This is a genomic window from Mesorhizobium sanjuanii (assembly GCF_002529485.1).
Lineage (GTDB): Bacteria > Pseudomonadota > Alphaproteobacteria > Rhizobiales > Rhizobiaceae > Mesorhizobium > Mesorhizobium sanjuanii.
Genome location: NZ_NWQG01000172.1, coordinates 1 through 21,731 on the forward strand (window position 1 = coordinate 1; position 21,731 = coordinate 21,731).

At 59.2% G+C, this 21,731-nt stretch carries 23 protein-coding genes, 2 pseudogenes and 1 riboswitch; of the genes and pseudogenes, 17 read left to right on the forward strand and 8 right to left on the reverse strand.

The genetic code is table 11. The features are described 5' to 3' along the window. Positions 1-325, forward strand: a 325-nt coding sequence (locus tag CN311_RS23225) for a TCP-1/cpn60 chaperonin family protein (RefSeq protein WP_280954048.1), incomplete at its 5' end; no start/stop codon positions are given. 88 nt (positions 326-413) lie between these two features. On the opposite strand, the pseudogene CN311_RS23230 reads toward CN311_RS23225, so the two are convergent. Together CN311_RS23230 and CN311_RS23235 are read right to left on the reverse strand one after the other, a co-directional pair. Further along, positions 414-619: pseudogene (locus CN311_RS23230) on the reverse strand (transposase); the annotation flags it as partial. A gap of 202 nt (positions 620-821) precedes the next feature. Beyond that, entirely contained in the window at positions 822-1,679 is an 858-nt protein-coding gene (locus tag CN311_RS23235) for a sterol desaturase family protein (protein ID WP_097576030.1), read from the reverse strand. A 600-nt stretch (positions 1,680-2,279) separates the two neighbouring features. Between CN311_RS23235 and CN311_RS23240 the strand changes: the two are divergent. After that, positions 2,280-2,646 (forward strand): annotated as a pseudogene (locus CN311_RS23240) (IS6 family transposase); the annotation flags it as partial. Between the two features lie 291 nt (positions 2,647-2,937). Next, a complete protein-coding gene (locus CN311_RS23245) occupies positions 2,938-4,431 on the forward strand; it encodes an NAD-dependent succinate-semialdehyde dehydrogenase (RefSeq protein ID WP_051355484.1) in 1,494 nt (497 codons plus the stop codon). Positions 4,432-4,504: 73 nt separating this feature from the next. Here CN311_RS23245 and CN311_RS32305 read toward each other — a convergent pair whose 3' ends face one another. The 3 genes from CN311_RS32305 to CN311_RS23250 all read right to left on the reverse strand — a co-directional run bounded on the left by CN311_RS32305 (position 4,505) and on the right by CN311_RS23250 (position 5,878). Then, positions 4,505-4,726 carry a hypothetical protein gene (locus CN311_RS32305; RefSeq protein WP_133117242.1) on the reverse strand — a complete coding sequence of 74 codons (222 nt, stop codon included), beginning with the start codon at positions 4,724-4,726 and terminating at the stop codon, positions 4,505-4,507. Between the two features lie 235 nt (positions 4,727-4,961). Beyond that, complete coding sequence (locus tag CN311_RS33040) at positions 4,962-5,180, reverse strand: hypothetical protein (protein WP_208866564.1); 219 nt, start codon at positions 5,178-5,180, stop codon at positions 4,962-4,964. A gap of 11 nt (positions 5,181-5,191) precedes the next feature. Continuing rightward, positions 5,192-5,878, reverse strand: a complete 687-nt coding sequence (locus CN311_RS23250) for a transposase (RefSeq protein ID WP_097576031.1) — start codon at positions 5,876-5,878, stop codon at positions 5,192-5,194. Positions 5,879-5,966: 88 nt separating this feature from the next. Between CN311_RS23250 and CN311_RS33045 the strand changes: the two genes are divergently transcribed. Then, positions 5,967-6,137: a hypothetical protein gene (locus CN311_RS33045; protein WP_208866565.1), complete on the forward strand. Its 171-nt coding sequence runs from the start codon at positions 5,967-5,969 to the stop codon at positions 6,135-6,137. Positions 6,138-6,496: 359 nt separating this feature from the next. Here the strand turns inward: CN311_RS33045 and CN311_RS23260 are convergent, their stop codons facing one another. Then, the gene (locus tag CN311_RS23260) at positions 6,497-7,582 is read right to left on the reverse strand and encodes a cytochrome-c peroxidase (RefSeq protein WP_097576033.1); all 1,086 of its coding nucleotides are present in this window, start codon (positions 7,580-7,582) and stop codon (positions 6,497-6,499) included. Positions 7,583-8,014: 432 nt separating this feature from the next. Between CN311_RS23260 and CN311_RS32310 the strand changes: the two genes are divergently transcribed. Both CN311_RS32310 and CN311_RS23265 read left to right on the forward strand, forming a co-directional pair. Beyond that, positions 8,015-8,209 carry a hypothetical protein gene (locus tag CN311_RS32310; RefSeq protein WP_133117243.1) on the forward strand — a complete coding sequence of 65 codons (195 nt, stop codon included), beginning with the start codon at positions 8,015-8,017 and terminating at the stop codon, positions 8,207-8,209. 68 nt (positions 8,210-8,277) lie between these two features. Then, positions 8,278-8,634, forward strand: a complete 357-nt coding sequence (locus CN311_RS23265) for a helix-turn-helix domain-containing protein (RefSeq protein ID WP_032918242.1) — start codon at positions 8,278-8,280, stop codon at positions 8,632-8,634. Between the two features lie 1,296 nt (positions 8,635-9,930). On the opposite strand, the gene CN311_RS23275 is transcribed toward CN311_RS23265, so the two are convergent. Next, positions 9,931-11,346 (reverse strand): mannose-1-phosphate guanylyltransferase/mannose-6-phosphate isomerase, encoded by a 1,416-nt coding sequence (locus tag CN311_RS23275; RefSeq protein WP_027055671.1) that lies wholly within the window; start codon positions 11,344-11,346, stop codon positions 9,931-9,933. After that, a complete protein-coding gene (locus CN311_RS23280; RefSeq protein WP_097576035.1) occupies positions 11,346-12,779 on the reverse strand; it encodes a phosphomannomutase in 1,434 nt (477 codons plus the stop codon). The genes CN311_RS23275 and CN311_RS23280 overlap by 1 nt, the downstream gene beginning before the upstream one ends. Positions 12,780-13,317: 538 nt before the next feature. On the opposite strand from CN311_RS23280, the gene CN311_RS33510 reads away from it, so the two are divergent. The 11 genes from CN311_RS33510 to CN311_RS23330 all read left to right on the forward strand — a co-directional run bounded on the left by CN311_RS33510 (position 13,318) and on the right by CN311_RS23330 (position 21,642). After that, positions 13,318-13,380: a Fic family protein gene (locus tag CN311_RS33510; RefSeq protein ID WP_245440918.1), complete on the forward strand. Its 63-nt coding sequence runs from the start codon at positions 13,318-13,320 to the stop codon at positions 13,378-13,380. 93 nt (positions 13,381-13,473) lie between these two features. Further along, complete coding sequence (locus CN311_RS33515; protein ID WP_245440916.1) at positions 13,474-13,695, forward strand: hypothetical protein; 222 nt, start codon at positions 13,474-13,476, stop codon at positions 13,693-13,695. A gap of 523 nt (positions 13,696-14,218) precedes the next feature. Further along, positions 14,219-14,917, forward strand: a complete 699-nt coding sequence (gene queC, locus CN311_RS23290) for a 7-cyano-7-deazaguanine synthase QueC (protein WP_097576036.1) — start codon at positions 14,219-14,221, stop codon at positions 14,915-14,917. Then, entirely contained in the window at positions 14,917-15,273 is a 357-nt protein-coding gene (gene queD, locus CN311_RS23295; protein ID WP_097576037.1) for a 6-carboxytetrahydropterin synthase QueD, read from the forward strand. Before queC ends, queD begins: the two co-directional genes overlap by 1 nt. Continuing rightward, complete coding sequence (gene queE / locus CN311_RS23300) at positions 15,270-16,007, forward strand: 7-carboxy-7-deazaguanine synthase QueE (RefSeq protein WP_097576038.1); 738 nt, start codon at positions 15,270-15,272, stop codon at positions 16,005-16,007. Before queD ends, queE begins: the two co-directional genes overlap by 4 nt. Positions 16,008-16,284: 277 nt before the next feature. After that, a riboswitch (TPP riboswitch) is annotated at positions 16,285-16,401 on the forward strand. Between the two features lie 103 nt (positions 16,402-16,504). Further along, complete coding sequence (gene thiC / locus CN311_RS23305) at positions 16,505-18,340, forward strand: phosphomethylpyrimidine synthase ThiC (RefSeq protein WP_097576039.1); 1,836 nt, start codon at positions 16,505-16,507, stop codon at positions 18,338-18,340. Next, the gene (gene thiO / locus CN311_RS23310) at positions 18,337-19,338 is read left to right on the forward strand and encodes a glycine oxidase ThiO (protein WP_097576040.1); all 1,002 of its coding nucleotides are present in this window, start codon (positions 18,337-18,339) and stop codon (positions 19,336-19,338) included. Before thiC ends, thiO begins: the two co-directional genes overlap by 4 nt. After that, complete coding sequence (gene thiS / locus CN311_RS23315) at positions 19,307-19,504, forward strand: sulfur carrier protein ThiS (RefSeq protein ID WP_097576041.1); 198 nt, start codon at positions 19,307-19,309, stop codon at positions 19,502-19,504. The genes thiO and thiS overlap by 32 nt, the downstream gene beginning before the upstream one ends. Before the next feature lies 1 nt (position 19,505). Beyond that, positions 19,506-20,276, forward strand: coding sequence for a thiazole synthase (locus tag CN311_RS23320; RefSeq protein WP_097576042.1), 771 nt, complete (start codon positions 19,506-19,508; stop codon positions 20,274-20,276). Further along, positions 20,276-20,881, forward strand: a complete 606-nt coding sequence (locus tag CN311_RS23325; protein WP_097576043.1) for a thiamine phosphate synthase — start codon at positions 20,276-20,278, stop codon at positions 20,879-20,881. Before CN311_RS23320 ends, CN311_RS23325 begins: the two co-directional genes overlap by 1 nt. Further along, positions 20,872-21,642: a hydroxymethylpyrimidine/phosphomethylpyrimidine kinase gene (locus CN311_RS23330; protein ID WP_027055520.1), complete on the forward strand. Its 771-nt coding sequence runs from the start codon at positions 20,872-20,874 to the stop codon at positions 21,640-21,642. Before CN311_RS23325 ends, CN311_RS23330 begins: the two co-directional genes overlap by 10 nt. Positions 21,643-21,731 lie beyond the last annotated feature (89 nt).

Genomic DNA, 21,731 nt, shown 5'->3' on the forward strand with positions numbered 1-21,731 from the left:
TGCGCTGCAGGCTCCGGCCCGCCAGATCGCGGCCAACGCCGGTGCAGAAGCCTCGATCGTTGCCGGCAAGATCCTCGAGAACAAGGGCGCGACCTTCGGTTTCAACGCCCAGACCGGCGAATATGGCGACATGATCGCCATGGGCATCATCGATCCGGTCAAGGTCGTGCGCACGGCTCTCCAGGACGCGGCCTCGGTCGCCGGCCTGCTGGTCACCACCGAAGCCATGATCGCCGAGGCTCCGAAGAAGGAGTCGGCTGGCGGCGGCATGACTGGCGGCATGGGCGGCGGCGGCATGGGCGGCATGGGCGGCATGGATTTCTAAGGTCCGCGCCTCTCACCAATCTCGAAGGGCGGCAGCAATGCCGCCCCCTTTTTTTGGAATGGAGCCGGTCGGAAAAGGTTTGGGGCTCGCGCTTCAGCTTTGCGTTCTCGTCTTCCAAGGCTTTCAGCCGTTTGGCATCGGAGACGTCCATCCCGTCATACTTCGCCTTCCAGTTATACAGCGTCGCCTCGGAGATCCCATGCTTGCGCGCCAGGTCGCCCGCCTTTGCTCCCGCCTCATGCTCACGCAGAACCGCGATGATCTGCTCTCTTCCGTAAACCGCTTTCTCTTCATCAGTCCGTCCTTCAATCGAGGCCGGACTCCTCAGGTGGGGGAAACTACCCGTGGCAGGCCAGTCGTCCGCGCATTGCCCACCTGTGGTAGTTCCAGATCCTACGTCTCCGATAAGGCCAGCGCCAAGGATCCGTCCCCTTCTAGGTCCAGTTGATGGGTTCCGACCTCGACAATCGGATTAGAAGCGTAAAGCTGCGTTCGTTTAATTCCCAGCCTTTTCACCACTTCCGACTTTAGCTCTACGCCAGCGACGTCGATCAAATGGAAACATAACGAAATCGCGCACGGTGAGCGGCTCGGATTGGTCTCGGAGGCCAACTTCCGGCCACTCGTTCTTTTTTGGCCAGTATGCCGTTGCAAAAATCGTGTCCCAGATAGTTGTAAAGAACCCGTAGTTTCGGCGCTGGTGATGGGGTTCCAACGAGTGGTGAATGCGGTGGAACTTGTTGTCGCCAATGATATATCGAAGCGGCCCAAGATTGATGCGGGTGCTAGAGTGTGAAAGATGGACCTGAAAAGTAATCAGCGTCATGGCAACAAAAGGCACTACGCCAGATTCGAAGTGGAACAGCGTGAGTGGTAGTGACACCAACCCTGCGGCAACGAGTGGCTCGGAAATGTGATGATGGCAATTCCATGCCGTCAATTCGCGGATCGAGTGGTGAGTAGCGTGCATGCGCCAGAGGAATGGAACAGCATGCTGAGCGCGGTGCATCCAGTAGTAGAAGAAGTCGCCGGCAATCGCGACCAAAACGCCTGAAAGGACGGCCAATCCATTATTAATGATTGCGTTGTCAGAGTGAAGCAACGTACCGAAATTGATCGTTACAAGCGGCTTTATCCCTAACCAGCCCACGCTCACAGCGTAGAAGTGCCACATAAAGGCACCACATCCGAGGCGAATAATATAATTTCGCACGCCGCGAGCGTATGAAGCAAAACTGTATCGATAAGCCGGAAAGGTTAGCTCCAGCGCGGCGCATAACGTTGCGAAGATTACAACCATCTCAAGCGAATACACGAAGATCTGGGTCATTTGGTTAATATCGAGAATGTGCATTTCTTTGCTCCTGCGAATCCTTCAAAATGAGGGGCTCTCATCAACGCAGTGCCTTCGTCACGAGGGCGAGACCAATGTTATGCCTCTCCGGCGCAGCCCTAAACTCGAGTCGGCATCCGGACCGATATCCGCGCAGAAATCACGGCGCACGGCAGGGATGTGCTATGCTGCTTTCACAGAGAGTTAAAATTAGTTTTTTGGATAGACCCATCCATCTCCCAAATGGTTGGAGAAGCCCAGTAGACGAAGTGGTTTGCGCAAAACGACCAGCTATGCGCCAGTGTTGAGGCGGTGCAGCAGAGGTTGCATAGCCAGCAGCGTTGCGAACGGAGATCGTGTCTCAGGAAGTTCTCTAATCGCCTTCGTCAATAGGCTCCTTCTCTCCTCGTTGGTGCAGCGCCTGCCGGGCTCAGGGTTCTCTCCGAGGTCGATTGCAAGGATCGCCGCATGTTTGCGTTGGAACGGGTGGGGTCGAACTGGTGTTCGCGGTTCCGTAGGACCGCATGCATGGGAGCGACCTCATCCGCGCAGCGTCCCGGCAAGGATGCAACTCGGGAACTGGAGTTGATGATGGAAATCGAAAACTCCTTATTAGAGCATGGACCCAACTATGCGCGTCGTTTACGTGGGAAGGCGCCGGCGAAGGACGATATATGGCATCTCGATGAAGTCGTGGTGCGGCATCAACGGTCAGAAATGCTGGCTGTGGCGAGCAGTCGATCAAGAGGGCTATGTGCTCGACGAGATCGTCCAGACGCGCCGCAACACCAAGGCTGCCAGGCGCTTGCTGATGCGGCTTCTGAAGAACCAGGGCATCGCGCCAAAGCGGATCACCGACAAATTGCGCTCCTACGGGGCGGCAAGACGCCAGGTCATGCCGAACGTGGAACACCGATCGCACAAAGGATTGAACAACCGAGCAGAGAATTCCCACCTTCCGTACCGAAAACGAGAGCGGACGCGACAGGGGCCGTTGCTTATCGGCTTGCCTGAAAAGCCACAGCGGGAACTTGCGCGCCCGTACCTCAAATAACGTGACAGCACCGCAAAAGGGGTTCGCGATGCTCTTCACGAGCCCGTCCCGCGTGTGCCTGTCATGAAGTGAAAGCTTTCCGAAGCGCGAATCGAGATTGAGGCTGTCATTGCTCTCGGCTAATCAGGAAGCTGCTTTTGCAAAGACGGAGGGCCGGTCGATCTCGTCCGATCGTCCGGCACAAGGTGTGCTTATTAGTACATTAGCGCAGCTAGTAACTTAGCCATGAAGGGGGACCACGGTTTGACCGTGACACAGTCGCTGACGAGACGTCTCAAAAATCCCGAGCTATTTGACGATCTGGCCGGTGTGCCTGGTCGGAATGCGGAGCAAGCCACGAGGCGCTTTTCGGTGTTCAATCCCTCAACAGGCGAGCTGTTGGCTGAGCTTCCAGATATGGATGTCCGGGACGTTTCCTTGGCAATCGACAAGGCCGAAGCTGCGCAGGAACATTGGGCGGCGCTCACCGCGCGCGAACGCTCCGACATCTTATGGGAATGGCACCAACTGATCCTCGACCACAGCGAGGATCTTGCAGCCATTTTGACGGCCGAAATGGGTAAGCCGCTTGCAGAGGCGAAGTCTGAAATCGCCCATGCTGCAGCCTACCTCCAATGGTATGCCGAGGAGGCCAATCGCATCTATGGCGAGACGATTTCGCCGCCTTCTAACGACAGGCGTATGCTGGTAATCAAACAGCCGATCGGTGTTGTCGGTGCCATTACTCCTTGGAATTTTCCCGCCTCGATGGTGGCTCGCAAGATTTCGCCGGCGCTTGCCGCCGGCTGCGCGATTGTTCTGAAACCCGCGGAGCAAACACCGCTTGTCGCGGGTGCTATGTTCACGCTTGCCCGGATGGCAGGTTTTCCCGATGGCGTTCTAAACTTGATCTACGCATCGGAAGGCGATGCGGTTGGGCGTGAACTTTGCTCGAACCCGAAGGTCCGCAAGATTAGCTTCACGGGGTCGACCGCGGTAGGGCGGCTGCTCATGAGGGCGTGTTCGGACCAGATCAAAAGAACCAGCTTCGAACTTGGTGGTAACGCTCCTTTCATTGTTTTTGATGATGCAGACGTAGACGCTGCCGTCGATGGTGCGGTACAGGCAAAGTTTCGGAATGCCGGCCAGACCTGCGTTTCAGCCAATCGGCTTTACGTACAGTCCAGCGTGTATGATGAATTCTGCGACAAATTCACCAAGCGCGTCAGTGCATTGCGCGTCGGTGACGGTTTCGAGCCAGAAGTTTCGATCGGTCCCCTGATCGATAAGTGCGCGCTTGCAAAGATTGAAGATCATATTCGCGATGCTGTGCGGCAGGGTGGGAAGATCCGTTGCGGTGGCAACCGTATCGGCGAATCGGGAACCTTCTTTGAGCCCACGGTGATCACCGACGTCGAAAGGACAATGCGGGTTGCTCAGGAAGAAACCTTCGGACCGCTGGCTCCCATAATCCGCTTCAACAATCCCGACCAGGTGGTGCGCGAGGCGAATGACACGATTTACGGTCTTGCAGCCTACTTCTACGCTTCCAATCTAAAGCGTGTGTGGCGCGTGGCTGAAGCCCTCGAATACGGAATGGTCGGCATCAATACGGGACGCATGTCCTCCGAGGCCGCACCCTTTGGCGGAATGAAGCAATCAGGGATTGGTCGTGAAGGGTCGCGCCACGGCCTCGAGGATTATCTCGAAATGAAGTACCTGTGCATGGGTGGGTTATAATCCCGCAGCATCCGCGTCCCATTGACATCGCGCTGACAATCCGCCGCGGCCATCATGGAATGGTGGCCTTCGATCAAGGCCCAGCGTAAACCTTGATGCCGTCATCGCCGCCGCCATCCTCGCCTTCGGCCGTATTCACCGCTACCTGATTCACCACGTGCTTGCCATGTAATCCGCCAGGAGTGGTTTTCCTGTCTCGGCCGCGATACTGGACCAGATCAACGAGCACAGGGGCGTGCTCGCCACCTGTCGAGCCGTGCTCGCAATAAGGAATTCGCCGCGCTGGATTGATCATTAGTCCGACGGCACGGCGGTCCCCTTAATCCGCCCATTGTTTCCGGAGCTTGGTTTGTCGCCGACACATGCGCGAGCGTCCCTCGGGTTCGACCGGCCGCCGATGACCGCCGCGAGCCGAATGCGCTTAACAAGATGGCCAATCGCCCGCTCGATTTGACGCATTCACTAGGAGAGTCCCGGCAAGGGCCTGAGATATTGCTGGCTTTCGCGGCGCAGTGACCCATTGAGCCTGATCAGTTCATACTGGCGTAGAACGTACGGGCGCTTTGCGAGGTCCGATGCACGAAAACCTTGTAAAATAGGCAGGCCGAACTGCCCACCTCGCGGAAAATCCACAAGCCCGGTGCCATCCACCCGCACATCAGGGTGCTGGTGCGCGAAATTTCCGTCCATCCGACAGCCGGCGAGCCTTCGATCACAGTTCTACGATCCGTCTGGTCGAAGGGCGGCATCTTCTGAAGCCTTATTGCAGCCCTAGCTTCCTCTTCAGTTCCGCGTTCTCTGTGCGCAGGCGTTCCGCGAGCAGGCTCTTCAATCGCTTGTTTTCTTTCTCGAGGGCGACCAGGTCCTTCAGATCGTCGCCATCGGATCTAGGCGCCGCGGCCCTCTTCCAGTGATAATAGGTCTGTTCCGATATACCGGCCTGCTTTACGGCACTCTTGAGAGTGGTGCCGCCGCTGATCGACGTCTCGACCTGAGCGAGCTTCTGGGCGCGCTCTTCTCCGGAGTAGACCTTCCGGGCGCTCCGCACGGCCGCTGCTGTTGCTGTTGCTTCCTTCGCCGGGGACGCCGTATTGGCGCCATTCTTGCGACCGGGCTCAGTCTTTGCCTTCCGCGACGGTGGGGTTTTCTTCTTCGTTTCAGGCGTCCTTCCTTTGGGAGCGTGTTCGGTTGCAGTTTCTACTGATTCAGCGTCTAGGGGATTTGCCATGAGATACTCCGCTCGCGGTTTGTGCGCGTGTTCAGCATCAAGGGCTATGACATTAGAGTCAATCAGCCGACGATTTGGCAGATCCATGTCTTTGAGCTCCCTTGTTGTGTCGGCTATAGCTGCGGAGAGATCGACATCGCCCCAGATGGAATGGCCCCGTTTTTGATAATTGCGCTTTTGTTTGACCTCCACAGTGAACGGTCGGGTCTGCCGCCTCATAGTTTCTTCCTTGTTAGAACGAATTGCACAGGAGGTCGCGGCTGATGAAGACTGAACAACTGGCGCTTCCTCGGTTGCGCCGAGCTATATGGATGAGATAGCCCGAGAGCAAGCGGCACTTGCGGTGTACATTGACAAATGCTCGAGCCACGTCGCTGGCTGGTCGCAGCTTTGTTTTCATATCGGTGCGTTTGCAGAGCTGGAACAGCTGCTCGCGCGTCGCAACGCCATCGAGCACGTTTTGAAGGGGTGGATCTGAAGGCATCCGGTTTCTGCTGGGCGCACGCCAACGCCGCGCGGAATATTGTCCGTGATGGCTCGATCAGGTGGTTGCGAGCTTGGCAGCGAATCTAAGGCGGGGGGTGCATGCAGCGACATATCACGACACAGTCGGCTAGTCGGAGCGTCTGATCGACTGGCCGGCAAGGCGGTCATGCTGTCGTGACGCATGTGGGCGTCGACGGTCAGGTTTTCATTTAGCGTTTCAATTGAATTCGGAAATGAAAGTCCACCTCGCTCTCCAGTTGGATAGGCCTCGCCGGAAAGTCATGATCGTCTCGTCCCAGTGAAGGTCGCAATCGTTCCTGATTGCGACCTTCCCTAGCCAGTTCCGGCCAATCATTGCGCGGGGATATGCAATACAGGTCGAGGCGTTGTCGGGGTTTCGGCGGGTAAGATGGGATAGGCGACCTCCGGTACTTTTCCGGTCAGCGAATTAAGGAAGGCAACGAGCAGGTCGACTTCTTTTTCCGTCAATTCTTGGCCGAGCTGGGTGGTCCCCATAATGGCGACGGCCTGTTTCAGATCCCAAACCTTGCCCGAATGAAAGTATGGCGCGGTGAGTGCTACGTTGCGCAACGGCGCCACGCGGAAAACATAGGAATCGTCGGCTTCATGGGTGACGGCAAATCGGCCTTTGTCGTTTTCCGGCAGAACATCGGTGCTGGGCTTTTCAACGAGGCCGAATGGGTAATAGCCCTCCCCACCCACGTTGATACCGCCGTGGCAGGACGAGCAGCCTTTGTCCATGAAAAGCGTCAGGCCCTGTTTCTGTTCGGAAGTCATAGCGGCGTCATCGCCGTTGAGGAAGGCATCGAAGGGCGCCGGTGTGACCAGTGTCGCCTCAAAGGCTTCGATTGCCCTGGCGACGTTTTCGAAGGTGACGCGATCGGCTTCGCCCGGGAAAGCTGAATTGAACCACTCGACATATTGCGGCATCGACTTGAGCGTGGCGATGAGTTGACCTGGTGTGTTGGCCATTTCGACAGCGGCTTGGATCGGTGCCTTGGCCTGAGCCTTTAGGTCTTCAGCACGACCATCCCAGAACTGCGCGATGTTGAAGACAGCGTTCAGTACCGTCGGCGCGTTGCGCGGTCCCTTCTGCCAACCATGGCCGATCGAGCTTTCATGATTGTCGTCGCCCCCGGTGGCCAAGTTGTGGCACGAATTGCACGACAAGACGCCCGACGCCGAGACGCGTGGATCGAAGAACATTGCCTTGCCTAGGGCTATCTTCTCCGGTGTGATCGGGTTGTTGGCGACTGTCGGCGTGATGGACGGTAGAGCCTTGAAGGTGGCCCGTGCCGTTTCTCTGAGGTATACGGGGATCGTTTGCGCAGCAAAAGCGATGGCCGGCAACGCGACAGCCACCGTAGTGAATAGGATTTTCACAAGTGATCTCCCTGCGTTTTGCACGGAAGCCATTGTTGATATGCGGTTCGTGAACGCCTTGCGCTAAAGGCGGCAATCCTCCTTGCATAAAATCGATTCTGACGCGGACCTGACATATTGTCTTCCTTCGTTGCATTGCGCGCGATGTCACCCACGATGAACGCCAGTCGGTATCTCCTGTCGCCTCTCGAGAAGCATCAAAAGTCGTGCCAACTTAGCAGAGGGAACCTCCGGGGGATTTTCTGGTCATCATTCAATAGGTTGAACGAAGTCGCAGCGAAGCGCAGCCCTACTCCGGTGTCGCGAATCTGACAGCCAACAGTCGGGCTGAAACAGAGAAATGTTGGTCCCTCAGCGTCTTGTCCGATGGGCGCCGGGCCTCCTGCATGGGCGGGAGGGGACCACACGGTACAGCTCAAGATGAACGCCGCCGGCAAGCATCGCTAGACAGTCCCCGCAGATACTTTGACGCTGGTCCGCGAGCTGGTGCGCCTAGTGCCCGACCGCCAGATCGCGCGGCTCCTCAATCGCGCCGGTAAGCCGGCGCGCGTTGAAAGGGGCCTCGCAATCATCGATGTGAACGTGATGACGGCGCTGCAAACTGTGTCGTCGAATTGTGGCCACTGGAGCAATCGTCGTAAAGCGGGCCAAGGTTCTTGATCTAAACGGCGGCGGCCGCCATATTAGCGCAGCGCCTCTCACACGTTCGAGAGTGATCGCATTTTTGGATGCCGCCGGCTCGGGCTGTTTCGGCATCCTATTTCAACATCGGCCGCCGCTTGTTTCGAGTTATCGAATGGCCGTTCTCTGCATTTGGAGGCAAAATGACCGCAACGCCTTTCGCGCTGCCCGAGGCAGTGCTTACCGCAATCTCAAACGGAAAACCCGTAATTCAGGCATATCGGGAACATCTTGGCTATTCGACCGAGGACATTGCCGTGACCAGCGGTCTGACAGTCGAGGAGGTCGGGCTGATCGAATCTGGCCATTGTTTCGACAAGGGCTATCGCGATCGGATCGCTCGGGCGCTTGGCGTGGCTGAGAGTATCTTCGATGAAATCTCGGGTATCCCGAACGCTGCCTGACGTCGACCTCTGAAGATTACCCGCCGCCTGCCAGGTCGGATCAAAATCCCACGGGTATATCAATACCCTTACGGCGGCGGGCGGTGTCAGAATTCTTATTTCTACGGAGTCGATTCGCTCTGCGGAAGATCGGCCTCATGCTGGGCGACGCGGATGTAACCTTGGCCCGCACGAGAGGCCAGATCTGTGGATAGAGAGAACCGGCTAGCCGCGTTGATGGGTCCCAAGGAAGCCACAAGAACTTGGGAACAAAAGACCAAAGGAGGCCAAGCGAAACATACGCAGGGGTGCCTGTCGAATTTGAGCGCGAGTGGGAATTTATCCGGTTCACACACCGCTTAGAAAATGGAAATGATCCGGGACGTGGCGCGCCGGCGGCCATTATGAACGAGCATAAGTCGCGACCGAGAGGCGCATCACTTTGCCAAAGCCGTGCACGATGAATGGATCACAAAGTTCCGAGAGAATCCGAGCGAACAGCTGCACTGGCACACCGGCCGGTACGAGGGCATGTGGACAAAATATCCCTACCCGATGGTGGCGCCGAACTACGGCACAACGATCAATTCTTGCGAAGTCGAGCGGCTTAGACGAAAGATTTCGGCGAAACCGCCCGAGGCCATCAGGAAGGTTCGTCACGATGAAAGCGATCCCTTGCCCGTTCTGCACAAGCTGCGAGGTTAGGCCATATGAGACGGACGAGGCGCGCGTTGTGATGAAATGCGAGGACTGCGGTGCATCGGGGCCGGTCTGCATCGACGAAGTCAACGCCGTCGAAAGCTGGAATTACCGTCCATCTGCCCAGCCCGAATAGGATTGTTCACTTGGCATGGCGATAGCGATGCGCCTACGTCTAATGGCCCCGGTCCGTCACCGGCGCGCAGGAGCGTATTATCTTCGTCAGCCGGTGCCGCGTTTCTCTTCCGGGCCCCCGCCTGTCAGCCCGGCGCATGCTGGCCTACCCCGTCAGAGTGCCAGGCCGCTCATGTCGCGCCTGCCGTACATGGCAACGAACCTTATCGCGCACCTGATCGACTGATATTGCCGATCACCTTCCGCAACTCGAGCGGCTGTAGCAGCGCATGCCGTTGCAGCGGATGCGCAAGTGTCGTCTGACAATCTCGCCGGAAAACTGCCGTCTCAACAATTCGGCCAGCCTGTCGTTCGACATCGCTCACTAGCCGTACTCATAAAACCTGTTCTGGTTTGCCTCCCCTAGCAGCCGGTCGCCTGACAGCCCACATGCCGACGCAGGTTCGGTCTGCAAGCCACCCTAGGGCATGTGACGTTGGACTGTCAGGTTCGACCGTATACGTCCTCAAGCCGCACGATGTCATCTTCGCCGAGATACTCGCCGCTTTGGACCTCGATCATCACCAGTCCGATATTGCCGGGGTTTTCGAGCCGGTGTTTGTGGCCGCAAGGGATATAGGTGGATTGATTAGTGGTCAGGAGTAGCTCCTGGTCGCCGTTGACTATTTTCGCAGTGCCGCTGACCACGACCCAGTGCTCGGAGCGGTGATGGTGCATCTGCAGGCTCAAGCGTCCGCCCGGCTTCACCTCGATGCGCTTGATCTTGAAGCGCTCGCTTTCCTCCAGAACCGTGTAGGTGCCCCAGGGCCGGTGCACAGTACTGTGAAGCAAATGCGCTTCATGTCCCGCAGCCTTGAGGCCCTCGAAGAGTTTCTTGACGTCCTGGACGCGATCACGGGATGCAACAAGCAATGCATCTGGGGAATCCACGATCACCAGGTCGCTGATGCCGACGGTGCCGATGACGCGTTTGTCCGAGCTTATGTAACTGCCCACGGTGTCGACCACGTGGACATCGCCGCGAATCCTGTTGCCGCTCCCGTCAGCGGCGACCAGTTCGGCCATTGCGTTCCAAGATCCAATGTCGTTCCACCCCATTTCGCAGGGAACGACGGAGAGATTGTGGGTTTTTTCCATCACCGCTCGGTCGAGTGAAATACGCGGCGCCATGGCGAAGTGCTCAGATGAGAGTTCGACGCTGGCAACATGTTCGCCGTGGCTGACGCGAGCGTTATCATAGCTATCGAGAACGGCATCGATCACCTCCGGGCAATGCGCAGCCATTTCGTCGAGCATGACCTGTGCCTTGAAGCAGAAGATGCCGGCGTTCCAGAAGAAACGTTTGGACGCGACATAAGATTTGGCAGTCTCGGCGTTCGGTTTCTCGACGAACCGGACAACTTTCTCACCGTCGGCCTCGATGTAGCCGAATGCGGTGTCTGGCCTATCCGGGGTTATGCCCAAGGTTGCGATACGCCCCTGCTGCGCCTGTTCGATTGCCCGGTTCATGGCGGTTTGAAATGCGGGCAGATCACCAATCATATGGTCGGCGGGAAAAATACACAGAACAGCATCGGGACCCTGTGTTGCCTTGGCATGGACGGTTGCCGCAGCGACGGCGGCGGCGGTATCCCGACCCTCAGGCTCAAGCAGAAAGGTGCGTGGCAAAACAACGGAATCCAGCTCGTCGAAAACGTCTTTCGTAAGGAAGAGGTGCCCCGTGGACGTCACGGTAACAAGCTCCACGACATGCTGCATCGAAGCGGCGCGCAACACGGTGTGCTGGATGAGCGAAAGTCCATCCGCCACCTTGAGGAAAGGTTTGGGGTGCGATTGCCTTGAGGCGGGCCAGAGCCGCGAACCAGCTCCACCGCTGATGATGACCGGAACCACTTTCATCAAAGGTCCTCTATCTCGTCTGTAAGCGCGAATGCCTGTGCCCCTTGCAGCGTCGAGGCGACGATCGCCATGGCCCTGCTCTCGGTCGAAGCTTCCGAGTAGCAGCGCAGTTCCGGGGCATTGCCGGAAGGCCGCAGATGTATGATCTCACCTGAAAGCATCCGCGCCCTGAGGCCATCGGTTTCGTCAACTTCGGCGACGGTCCCGAACGAGGCAAGAAAGTGCTGCAGTGCGTTCCGGCTTGCGAGATGATCCATCAATCTGCGTGAACTTTCCGCAGGGAAGTTCTGAAGCCGGTCACTGGCGCACACAGGAAGATTCCAAAGCCCGCGCAGTCGCGACAGCTTCTTTTTTGTCGACGCCATGGTACCGAGGACGGCCAGGATCGGGAGGAATGAGTCCCGCGTCGGCAGTGCAGTCAATGTCTTCCCATTCACCGCACAATCCGAGCCCAGCAGAAAACCACCATTGGCCTCAAAGCCGACGATGACGCCGCCGGCGCCGTGTGATGCTTCCATTGCTTCAATGACAAATGGAGACCCGACTTTCGTCCTCTGGACCGCGAAACCAAAGGCCTTCGAAATTCCCGAATTGGAGGTCACTGGCGTCACGATCGTGTCTGCCTTCAGGAAAAGAGCCGTTGCAAGCCCAACCAGGTCGCCGCGAAGAAGATCGCCATTTTCATCAGCGACGAGTGGCCGATCACCGTCCGCATCGGTCGACACGATGGCATCGAGACCGAATTCGCGGACCCACTTCTTCAATTTTGCGATTGTTGCTGCGTCCACGGCTTCGGTATCGACAGGTACGAAGGTCCCGGTTTTCCCGACGGCGACCACGCTGGCACCGAGCGATCGAAGAACCTGTACCAACAGTTCCGCCGCGACCGAACTGTGCTGATAGACACCAAGTCTCATGCCGGAAAGTGAGCCCGGCTCCAGCATGTCATGGGCGCGCTCTCGATAAGACGCGATCGCTTCTTCACGGTGCATAGGCCACGTCGTTCCCAGACAAGCCGTTGGTAAGCAATACGCAATTGATCTTTCGGCTACAAAGCGCGTAATCGCGGCCTCATCCGCCTTGCTGATTTCACCATTCGGGCCATAGAATTTGATGCCATTGCGATCGGCTGGAATGTGCGACCCGGTGACCATAAGAGCCGCCGCGCCGTGTTTGCATGCATATAGTGCCAGGGCAGGCGTAGGTATGGTGCCGCAATCGATCGGCTGGAAACCATTTGCGGCCAACCCCGCCATGCAATTGTCGGCTATCGCCTGACTGCTGTCACGTAGGTCGCGGCCTATGAAGACCGAACTATTCGGCTGAACCCGGCTGGAAATCAAACGCCAAGCGAAAGCTTCGGCATAAAGTCCGCTGGCCTTGCCGACCAATTCCGAAGCCAATCCTCGAACGCCGCTTGACCCGAATTTCATGATTTCGCTTTGTTAGTGGACAGGCAGGGTGGGGTCATGTTGCAATGGGCTAGTACGGTGTGGCGTAAGGACCCCTCGGAGTTCCGCCGAACAGCAGGGCATCCACTGGCACAGGGACATCCACAGTTCTCCTTCTATTGGAATCTTTTGGCGCGCTCATCTAATGATCAAGGCAGTGGAGTGATCGATCGGTGCCTGCCGGTATTTCGCTATGCAGCATCATGACAGATCCGTAAACTTGGTTGTTTGGATGGAATGCATCCATGGCATGGATAGGGCTAGAAGGCCGTCTCGATCAGCGCAATGGAACCGTGTGATTCTTAGGTATTTGGATTAAGGTCAGCCAGAGCGCTCGCCGACCATGGCGTCGCCTAGGGCGCTAGACCCAAGAAGCAGGAACCGATGCTTGGATCAGCTGGGGCGACGATCAGCGCCGACAATGTCTTTCCTTGCGACGCTTTCGGTCTAGGAAAGTTGTTCTGGAATTGCGTTCGATCAAGGCCCAGCGCAAAACCTTGATGCAGTCGTCGCCGCCGCAATCTTCGCCTTCGGCTTTGTCTACATCCATCCGTTCGAGGACGGAAACGGCCGCATTACCTGATCCACCACGTCCTTGCCATGCACCGCTTCAATCGCCGGGAGTGGTGTTCCCGTATCGGCCGCGATCCTGGACCAGATCGACGAGTACAGGCGTATGCTGGAGAGCTATTCGAAGCGCCTTCTGCCATTGGTCGAATGGGAACTGACGCCGCAATTCAACGTCCGCGTGCTGAATGACACCGGGGATTTCTACCGATACTTCGATGCAACCCGCACGCCGAGTTTCTTTATGCCTGCGTTCGGCGGACGATCGAACGGTGCCTTCCTGACGAAACAGCTTTTCTGCAGCGCTACGATCAATTCCGGCAACAGGTGAATGCCTTTATCGACACGCCCGAGCGGCTGATCGATCTGCTCTTCCGTTTCCTTAACCAGAATGGTGGCCCCTATCGAGCCGCGCCCTCGGAAAGGAATTCCCCGCTCTGACCAATGACGAAGCGCGGGCGGCTCGAGGCGATCTATGCGCAAACCAGAAAACGGCAAAGCACGCGGCAGAAGCCTTTCACTGGGACTGCCGGTCGACCCTTGCGTTGTCGCCGAAACTCGGGACGTCATGTTCTGGGGCAAACTGGACAAGCCGAAGGTGTGTCAGGAATGCTGCTGCGCCACGGCAGTGATTTCTGCATCGTCTGTACGCCTATATACGCAGTGCCGGCCTCACCCCCCAGCGGTGGGAGATGCGCGACAAGTCGCGTGCAAAGTCATCCTGGGGACGCTGACAACAAGGTACGTGCGCTCAATCGCGTCCACCCCATTCACAAAACCGGCTCCGTGGAGTAGTGGGAACGCAGAGAAATCTCCGGTCGCAGCCTTACCCGGTCAAAACAAGGACTCAAACCATGAATGCCCTCGTCATCTGCTCCGGCGGATTGGACTCTGTTTCGCTCGCTCACAAGGTGGCGACCGAGCAGAAACTCATTGGCCTGCTTTCGTTCGATTACGGCCAGAGGCACAAAAAGGAACTCGGCTTTGCCGCCATCTGCGCCAAGCGGCTGGGTGTTCCGCACCAGATCGTCGATATCCGCTATGTTGGCCGGAACCTGAGCGGCTCGGCGCTGACTGATAATGTGGACGTGCCCGACGGGCACTATGCCGAAGACTCCATGAGGATCACGGTGGTGCCGAATAGGAACGCCATCATGCTGGCCATCGCCTTCGGGGTTGCCGCCGCGCAGAAGGCCGATGCGGTGGCCACTGCCGTCCACGGCGGAGATCATTTCATCTATCCCGATTGCCGGCCCGCTTTTATCGACGCCTTTCAGACGATGCAGAACCATGCGCTCGCAGGCTACGCCGATATCCGCCTGTACGCTCCGTATGTGAATATGTCGAAGGCCGACATCGTCACCGAGGGGGCAAAGTACGCCACACCGTTCGAGGCGACGTGGTCCTGCTACAAGGGCGGTGCACGTCATTGCGGTCGCTGCGGGACATGCGTCGAACGGCGCGAAGCATTCGATTTGGCTGGCATCACCGACCCGACAGATTATGAGGACGCAGACTTCTGGCTCCACGCTATCCAGACAAGGAGCGCGTGATGTTCCGCATTACCAAAGAGTTCCACTTCTCGGCCTCGCATCAGCTCACCTCCTTGCCACCAGATCATCAGTGCGCACGTCTGCACGGCCACAACTACATCGTCGTAGTGGAGCTTTCAGGTGGCGAACTGAACGAACATGGCTTTGTGCGCGACTACCAAGACTTGGCGGCGCTCAAGCACTACATCGATGGGACGTTCGACCATCGGCATCTTAACGACGTGCTGGGGCATGACCGTGTGACAGCGGAATGTCTGGCTAGGCACTTCTACGACTGGTGCAAGGTGCGGCTACCACAAACCTCCGCCGTGCGGGTGAGCGAGACGCCGAAAACCTGGGCGGAATACCGGCCATGACTAACGCAATGCAGCCCGGAATCCGCGTGAGCGAGATTTTTGGGCCGACCATTCAGGGCGAAGGCATGCTGATCGGCTTGCCGACGGTGTTCGTAAGAACCGGCGGGTGCGATTATCGCTGTTCCTGGTGCGACAGCCTGCATGCGGTGGACCGTCGCTTCCGCCGTGATTGGGAGATGATGTCAACCGACGCGGTCTGGCAAAAGGTCATTGCGCTTTCCGGCGGTCAGCCCCTGATGGTGTCGCTGTCGGGCGGCAATCCGGCCATCCAGCCGCTGGGCGGGCTGATCGACCGCGGGCATGGTGAGGGCTACCGCTTTGCATTGGAAACCCAAGGCTCGGTGCCTAAGCAATGGTTCGCTGATCTCGACGTGCTGGTGCTCAGCCCCAAGCCGCCCTCAAGCGAAATGACGACGGATTGGGCCGCATTCGACACTTGCGTAGAGGCGGCGCAGGATAAGCCGCGGATGGCGCTCAAGCTCGTTGTCTTCGACGATGATGACTATGCCTATGCCAAGGACGCCGCGGCGCGCTACCCGCAATTACCCGTCTATCTGCAGCCCGGCAACCATACGCCGCCCCGTCCCGGCAACGAAGGCGCGTTGATCGACATGGCCGGTGTGATGAAACGCATGGAATGGCTGGTTGAAAAGGTGACCCGTGACAGGTGGTTCGAGGCGCGTGTACTGCCGCAGCTTCATGTTCTGCTCTGGGGAAACAAACGGGGCGTCTAGCCGAAGGGGAAGGATTGCCGACGAGCAAGACAGACATCTATAGCAATCTCACCCAACTGGGTGGCAGCAGCGTTGTTCCGGAAAGCCCCGAAAATACCGTGCTGGAAAAGGCACCGAATCCGCATGAGGGCTCGCCTTATTGGGGGCGCTTCACCGCTGCTCTGGGGCGTCACTTGCTCTCGATACTAGCATGCTTTTCCGCTGGGTTTGTTTGGTCGTCGATCACCGCTGCGGGACGAATGCGCTTGACAAAATAGCGCCGGCCCGTTCAACCTGAGGCATTCACCAGGGGAGTCCCGGCAAGGGGCTGAGATACTGCTGGCTTTCGCGGCGCAGTGACCCGTTGAACCTGATCCAGTTCATACTGGCGTAGGGACGGTGCAAGCGCTTTGCGGGAGTTTACGCCCGAGGTCCTGTTTCGGCAGGTCGGCAGAAGCGTCTTTTCATCCTTCCGGCACAGAACTGGGTCTCCAATGCATGAGCAAAGGAGCCTCACGATGAATGCCCTTACCCCCGCTGTTTCGACGGGACCACTGCCCGCCTCGCGCAAGATCCACAAGTCCGGCGTCCTCCATCCGCACATCAAAGTGCCGATGCGCGAAATCTCCGTCCATCCGACAGCCGGCGAGCCGCCGGTCACCGTCTACGATCCGTCCGGCGCCTATACGGACCCGACTGTCGTAACCAGCATCGAAAAGGGCCTTGCCCGACTTCGCCACGACTGGATCATGGCGCGCGGCGATGTCGAGGCCTATGACGGCCGGCATGTGCAGCCGGAAGACAATGGGTTCGCTACCGGCGAGCGCCTGACGCCGGAATTTCCCATTCGCAATCGGCCGCTCAGGGCCAAGGCAGGCAAGGCGGTCACGCAGCTAGCCTATGCGCGCGCCGGCATCATCACGCCTGAAATGGAGTTCGTCGCCATCCGCGAGAACCTCGGCCGCGAGATCCTGCGCGGCAAGCTTGAGCGCGACGGCGAAGCCTTCGGCGCGGCGATCCCCGACTTCGTCACGCCGGAGTTCGTGCGCGACGAGGTGGCGCGCGGGCGGGCGATCATTCCCGCCAACATCAACCACCCGGAGAGCGAGCCGATGATCATCGGCCGCAATTTCCTGGTCAAGATCAATGCCAATATCGGCAATTCGGCCGTCACCTCGTCGATGGCCGAAGAGGTCGAAAAGATGGTCTGGGCGATCCGCTGGGGCGCCGACACGGTGATGGACCTGTCGACCGGCCGCAACATCCACAACATCCGCGACTGGATCGTGCGCAATGCGCCGGTGCCGATCGGCACGGTGCCGCTTTATCAAGCGCTCGAAAAGGTCGGCGGCATCGCCGAGGACCTGACCTGGGAGGTGTACCGCGACACGCTGATCGAGCAGGCCGAACAGGGTGTCGACTACTTCACCATCCACGCCGGCGTGCGGCTGCACTACATCCCGCTGACCGTCGACCGGGTCACGGGCATCGTCTCTCGCGGCGGCTCGATCATGGCCAAATGGTGCCTGCATCATCACCGGGAAAGCTTCCTCTACGAGCATTTCGCGGAAATCTGCGACATCTGCCGCGCCTATGATGTGTCCTTTTCGCTCGGCGACGGGCTTCGTCCGGGCTCGATCGCCGATGCCAACGACGCCGCGCAATTTGCAGAGCTGGAAACGCTCGGCGAGCTGACGAAAATCGCCTGGGCAAAGGATTGCCAGGTGATGATCGAGGGGCCCGGCCACGTGCCGATGCACAAGATCAAGCAGAACATGGACAAGCAGCTCGCTGTCTGCGGCGAGGCGCCGTTCTATACGCTTGGACCGCTGACGACCGACATCGCGCCAGGCTACGACCACATCACCTCAGGTATCGGCGCTGCGATGATCGGCTGGTTCGGCACGGCCATGCTCTGCTACGTCACGCCGAAGGAGCATCTCGGGCTTCCCGATCGCAACGACGTCAAGACTGGCGTGATCACCTACAAGATCGCGGCCCACGCCGCCGACCTGGCGAAGGGTCATCCGGCGGCGAAGGTCAGGGATGACGCCCTTTCCCGCGCGCGCTTCGAGTTCCGCTGGGAGGACCAGTTCAACCTGTCGCTCGATCCCGAAACCGCGCGGTCCTTCCACGACCAGACCTTGCCCAAGGAGGCGCACAAGGTGGCGCATTTCTGCTCGATGTGCGGGCCGAAATTCTGCTCCATGCGCATCTCCCACGACATCCGCGCAGAGGCACAGAAAGAGGGCATGGCGGCGATGGCGGCGAAATATCGCGAGGGCGGCGATCTCTATGTGCCGGCGGGCGAGGCCGGCGCACCGCTCATGCCGCAGGCGCACGACCGACCATGAGAGTGCTGGTCAAAGGGGCCGGCGTCGCTGGCCTCACGGCCGCCTTCGAGCTCGCCACACACGGCGCGGCGGTGACAGTTGCCGAGACAAGACATGCCCTCGGCGGCAATGCGTCGTGGTTCGCGGGCGGCATGCTGGCGCCATGGTGCGAGCGTGAAAGCGCCGAGCAGCCGGTGCTGGATCTCGGACGCGGTGCCGCCGACTGGTGGGATGCGGCGACGCCAGGCCAGGTGACGCGGGCCGGAACAATGGTCGTGGCCGCACCGCGCGATGCGGGCGAACTCGAGCGGTTCGCCAGCCGCACGTCGGGTCATCGGGGCTTCGATGAAGATGAGATCGCGTTGCTGGAGCCCGACCTCGCTGGCCGCTTCCGCCGCGGATTGCTCTTCCCCGACGAAGCCCATCTCGACCCGCGCCAAACGATGGCGGCACTTCATGACAGGCTCGCGGCGATGGGCGTCCAATTTCGCTTCGGCGCCGATGCCCGGCACATTTCCGGTTTCGATCGCCAGATCGACTGCACGGGAATGGCGACGGACGACGACCGGCTGCGTGGCGTTCGTGGCGAGATGCTGATCCTGCGCACGCCTGATGTCTCGCTGTCACGCCCGGTCCGGCTGCTTCATCCGCGCTTTCCGCTCTACGTGGTGCCGCGCACCGACCACCGTTTCATGGTTGGTGCGACGATGATCGAGAGCCAGTCCACTGGACCTGTCACGGCGCGCTCGATGATGGAGTTGCTCAGCGCCGCCTGCGCGCTCCACCCGGCATTCGGCGAGGCTGAGATCGTTGAGGCTGGTGTCGGCGTTCGCCCGACCTTTTTCGACAATCTGCCGCGTGTCGAGGCACGCGGAAGCACCGTCGCGATCAACGGCCTCTATCGCCACGGCTTTCTGCTCGCCCCAGCCATGGCGCGCCAGGCGGCCGAACTCGTCTTCAGTCAGTACAAACCCATGGAGCTTGCCAATGAACCTGATCGTCAACGGCGAAGCGCTTGAGGTTGATGCCTCAACGCTGGCGGCGCTGCTTGCCGCGCTCGACTATGAGGGCGACTGGCTGGCGACCGCCGTCAACAGCGACCTCGTGCACAAAGCCAACCGGGCGGAGTTCCAGTTGAGCGACGGCGACCGGATCGAAATCCTCTCGCCTATGCAGGGAGGCTAGCATGTTCGAGCTTTTCGGAGCGACGCTTCCCTCACGCCTGCTTCTCGGCACGGCTCAATATCCTTCGCCTGCCATCCTTGCCGATGCGGTCAAGGCGTCGAACGCGTCGGTGGTGACCGTCTCCTTGCGGCGTGAGATGGCAGGCGGCAGGGAAGGCGAAAAATTCTGGTCGCTGATCCGCGCACTCGGCACGAGAATCCTGCCCAACACCGCCGGCTGCCACTCCGTCAAGGAGGCGGTCACGACCGCGAAGATGGCGCGCGAAGTGTTCGGCACGAGCTGGATCAAGCTCGAAGTGATCGGCAATCAGGACACGCTGCAACCGGACGTGTTCGGCCTGGTCGAAGCCGCGCGCATCCTGTGCGAGGACGACTTTGCGGTATTTCCCTATACCACGGACGACCTTGTCGTGGCCGAGCGGCTGCTGGACGCGGGCTGCAAGGTCCTCATGCCTTGGTGCGCGCCGATTGGTTCGGCCCTCGGGCCGGTCAACATCACGGCATTGCGCGCGATGCGCAAGCATTTCCCCGACGTTCCACTGATTGTGGATGCGGGGCTCGGACGGCCATCGCACGCGGCAACCGTCATGGAGCTCGGATTCGACGCCGTGCTCCTGAACACGGCGGTCGCCAAGGCGGCCGATCCCGTCGGCATGGCGCGCGCATTCGGCAAGGCGGTCGAAGCCGGACGCGAAGCTTTTGGTTCGGGAATGCTCGAACCGCGCGATGTCGCCGTGCCATCGACGCCGACATTCGGCCGGGCGGTTTTTTGATGAAGCTTGATCCCTTCTACCTGATCGTCGACAGCCCCGCCTGGATCGAGCGATTGGCGCCGCTCGGCGTCAGGCTGGTGCAACTGCGTATCAAGACCATGGATGAGGCCGGGTTGCGCGCCGAAATCCGGAAGGCAAAGGACTTGTGCGCCGAGCATCAGTGCCAGCTCATCGTCAACGACCATTGGCGCCTGGCAATCGAGGAAGGCTGCACCTTCGTCCATCTCGGCCAGGAGGATTTGCAGACCGCCGACCGTTCGCGGATTCGGGCAGCCGGCGTCAGGCTCGGGCTGAGCACGCATGATGATGTCGAACTGGAGACGGCCATAGCGGCCATGCCCGACTACATCGCACTCGGTCCGATCTATCCCACCATCCTGAAAAAGATGAAATGGGCGCCGCAAGGGCTCGAACGGATCGGCGAGTGGAAGCGCCGGGTCGCGCCAATCCCATTGGTCGCCATTGGCGGCCTCAACCCTGACAGGCTCAACGGTGTTTTCGCGGCGGACGCCGATAGCGCGGCAGTGGTCACCGACATCACGCTGAATGCCGATCCCGAAGCGCGCACACGAGAATGGATCGAAAAAACGGAGCGATGGCGCTGAGGCGAGAACCGCATGTGCTTGTCGTTGGCGGGTCGGACTCCAGCGGTGGAGCTGGAATTGCCCGCGATATAGAAACGGTTTCCGCCTTCGGGCTGCGCAGTTGTCTTGCCATCACCGCCGTGACAGTCCAGACGCACTCGGCTGTCGAGCACGTCAAGCTTGTGCCGTCGGAGCTTGTCGCCGCTCAGATGCGCGCCGCGTTCGCTGCCAACGCTGTCGCAGCCGTCAAGATAGGCATGATTGGGACATCGGCGGCTGTTGAGGCAGTCAGCGCTGTTTTGGTCAACCGCCAAGTGCCTGTGGTACTCGACCCGGTCCTGGCCTCTACCTCGGGACGCAATCTGCTGGCGGACGATGCCATTAATATGCTGCGCCACGATCTGATGCCGATCTGCCGGCTTGTAACGCCTAACCTGGTCGAGCTGGCTGCGTTTACCGGCTCGTCACCGGCCGCGGACGAAGAAGGGGCTTGTCGTCAGGCTGAAGAGCTATCTAGGACGGTGAGGACCGCCGTACTCGTCAAGGGCGGCCATGCACAAGGAACCCGTTGCGTCGACGTGCTTTTGCAGCCGAACCAACCTGCAGTTCGGTTCGAGGCGCCCCGCTTGCCGCGAGGGATGCGCGGAACGGGTTGCATGATGGCCAGCGCAGTCGCCGCCTCGCTTGCTCTTGGAGCGTCGCTGGAAGCGAGCGTGCGCCAAGGCAAGCAATATGTTTTCGATGCGCTTGCCGGATCGAAGGACATCGGGCCGATAAGCTGATCGGGCCGAACGTATCCAACGCTCCGATCAAGTCTGGCAGGCGATCGTGGGTCTACTGCTAGGACATGAAGGCCCTATCCGAGGGGTGA

What these genes read in the sequence shown, in the direction of transcription:
- CN311_RS33040 (WP_208866564.1), bottom strand. Translation starts at nt 5,180, where the DNA reads ATGCCGCCCTTCGACCAGACGGATCGTAGAACTGTGATCGAAGGCTCG.
- CN311_RS23260 (WP_097576033.1), bottom strand. Translation starts at nt 7,582, where the DNA reads ATGGCTTCCGTGCAAAACGCAGGGAGATCACTTGTGAAAATCCTATTC.
- CN311_RS23235 (WP_097576030.1), bottom strand. Translation starts at nt 1,679, where the DNA reads ATGCACATTCTCGATATTAACCAAATGACCCAGATCTTCGTGTATTCG.
- CN311_RS23280 (WP_097576035.1), bottom strand. Translation starts at nt 12,779, where the DNA reads ATGAAATTCGGGTCAAGCGGCGTTCGAGGATTGGCTTCGGAATTGGTC.
- CN311_RS33515 (WP_245440916.1), top strand. Translation starts at nt 13,474, where the DNA reads ATGCTGGAGAGCTATTCGAAGCGCCTTCTGCCATTGGTCGAATGGGAA.
- thiC (WP_097576039.1), top strand. Translation starts at nt 16,505, where the DNA reads ATGAATGCCCTTACCCCCGCTGTTTCGACGGGACCACTGCCCGCCTCG.
- CN311_RS23265 (WP_032918242.1), top strand. Translation starts at nt 8,278, where the DNA reads ATGCCGCCGGCTCGGGCTGTTTCGGCATCCTATTTCAACATCGGCCGC.
- CN311_RS33045 (WP_208866565.1), top strand. Translation starts at nt 5,967, where the DNA reads ATGGATGAGATAGCCCGAGAGCAAGCGGCACTTGCGGTGTACATTGAC.
- queD (WP_097576037.1), top strand. Translation starts at nt 14,917, where the DNA reads ATGTTCCGCATTACCAAAGAGTTCCACTTCTCGGCCTCGCATCAGCTC.
- CN311_RS23275 (WP_027055671.1), bottom strand. Translation starts at nt 11,346, where the DNA reads ATGAAAGTGGTTCCGGTCATCATCAGCGGTGGAGCTGGTTCGCGGCTC.
- queE (WP_097576038.1), top strand. Translation starts at nt 15,270, where the DNA reads ATGACTAACGCAATGCAGCCCGGAATCCGCGTGAGCGAGATTTTTGGG.
- thiO (WP_097576040.1), top strand. Translation starts at nt 18,337, where the DNA reads ATGAGAGTGCTGGTCAAAGGGGCCGGCGTCGCTGGCCTCACGGCCGCC.
- CN311_RS23250 (WP_097576031.1), bottom strand. Translation starts at nt 5,878, where the DNA reads ATGAGGCGGCAGACCCGACCGTTCACTGTGGAGGTCAAACAAAAGCGC.
- CN311_RS32305 (WP_133117242.1), bottom strand. Translation starts at nt 4,726, where the DNA reads ATGATCAATCCAGCGCGGCGAATTCCTTATTGCGAGCACGGCTCGACA.
- CN311_RS23325 (WP_097576043.1), top strand. Translation starts at nt 20,276, where the DNA reads ATGAAGCTTGATCCCTTCTACCTGATCGTCGACAGCCCCGCCTGGATC.
- thiS (WP_097576041.1), top strand. Translation starts at nt 19,307, where the DNA reads ATGAACCTGATCGTCAACGGCGAAGCGCTTGAGGTTGATGCCTCAACG.
- queC (WP_097576036.1), top strand. Translation starts at nt 14,219, where the DNA reads ATGAATGCCCTCGTCATCTGCTCCGGCGGATTGGACTCTGTTTCGCTC.
- CN311_RS23320 (WP_097576042.1), top strand. Translation starts at nt 19,506, where the DNA reads ATGTTCGAGCTTTTCGGAGCGACGCTTCCCTCACGCCTGCTTCTCGGC.
- CN311_RS23330 (WP_027055520.1), top strand. Translation starts at nt 20,872, where the DNA reads ATGGCGCTGAGGCGAGAACCGCATGTGCTTGTCGTTGGCGGGTCGGAC.
- CN311_RS23245 (WP_051355484.1), top strand. Translation starts at nt 2,938, where the DNA reads ATGAAGGGGGACCACGGTTTGACCGTGACACAGTCGCTGACGAGACGT.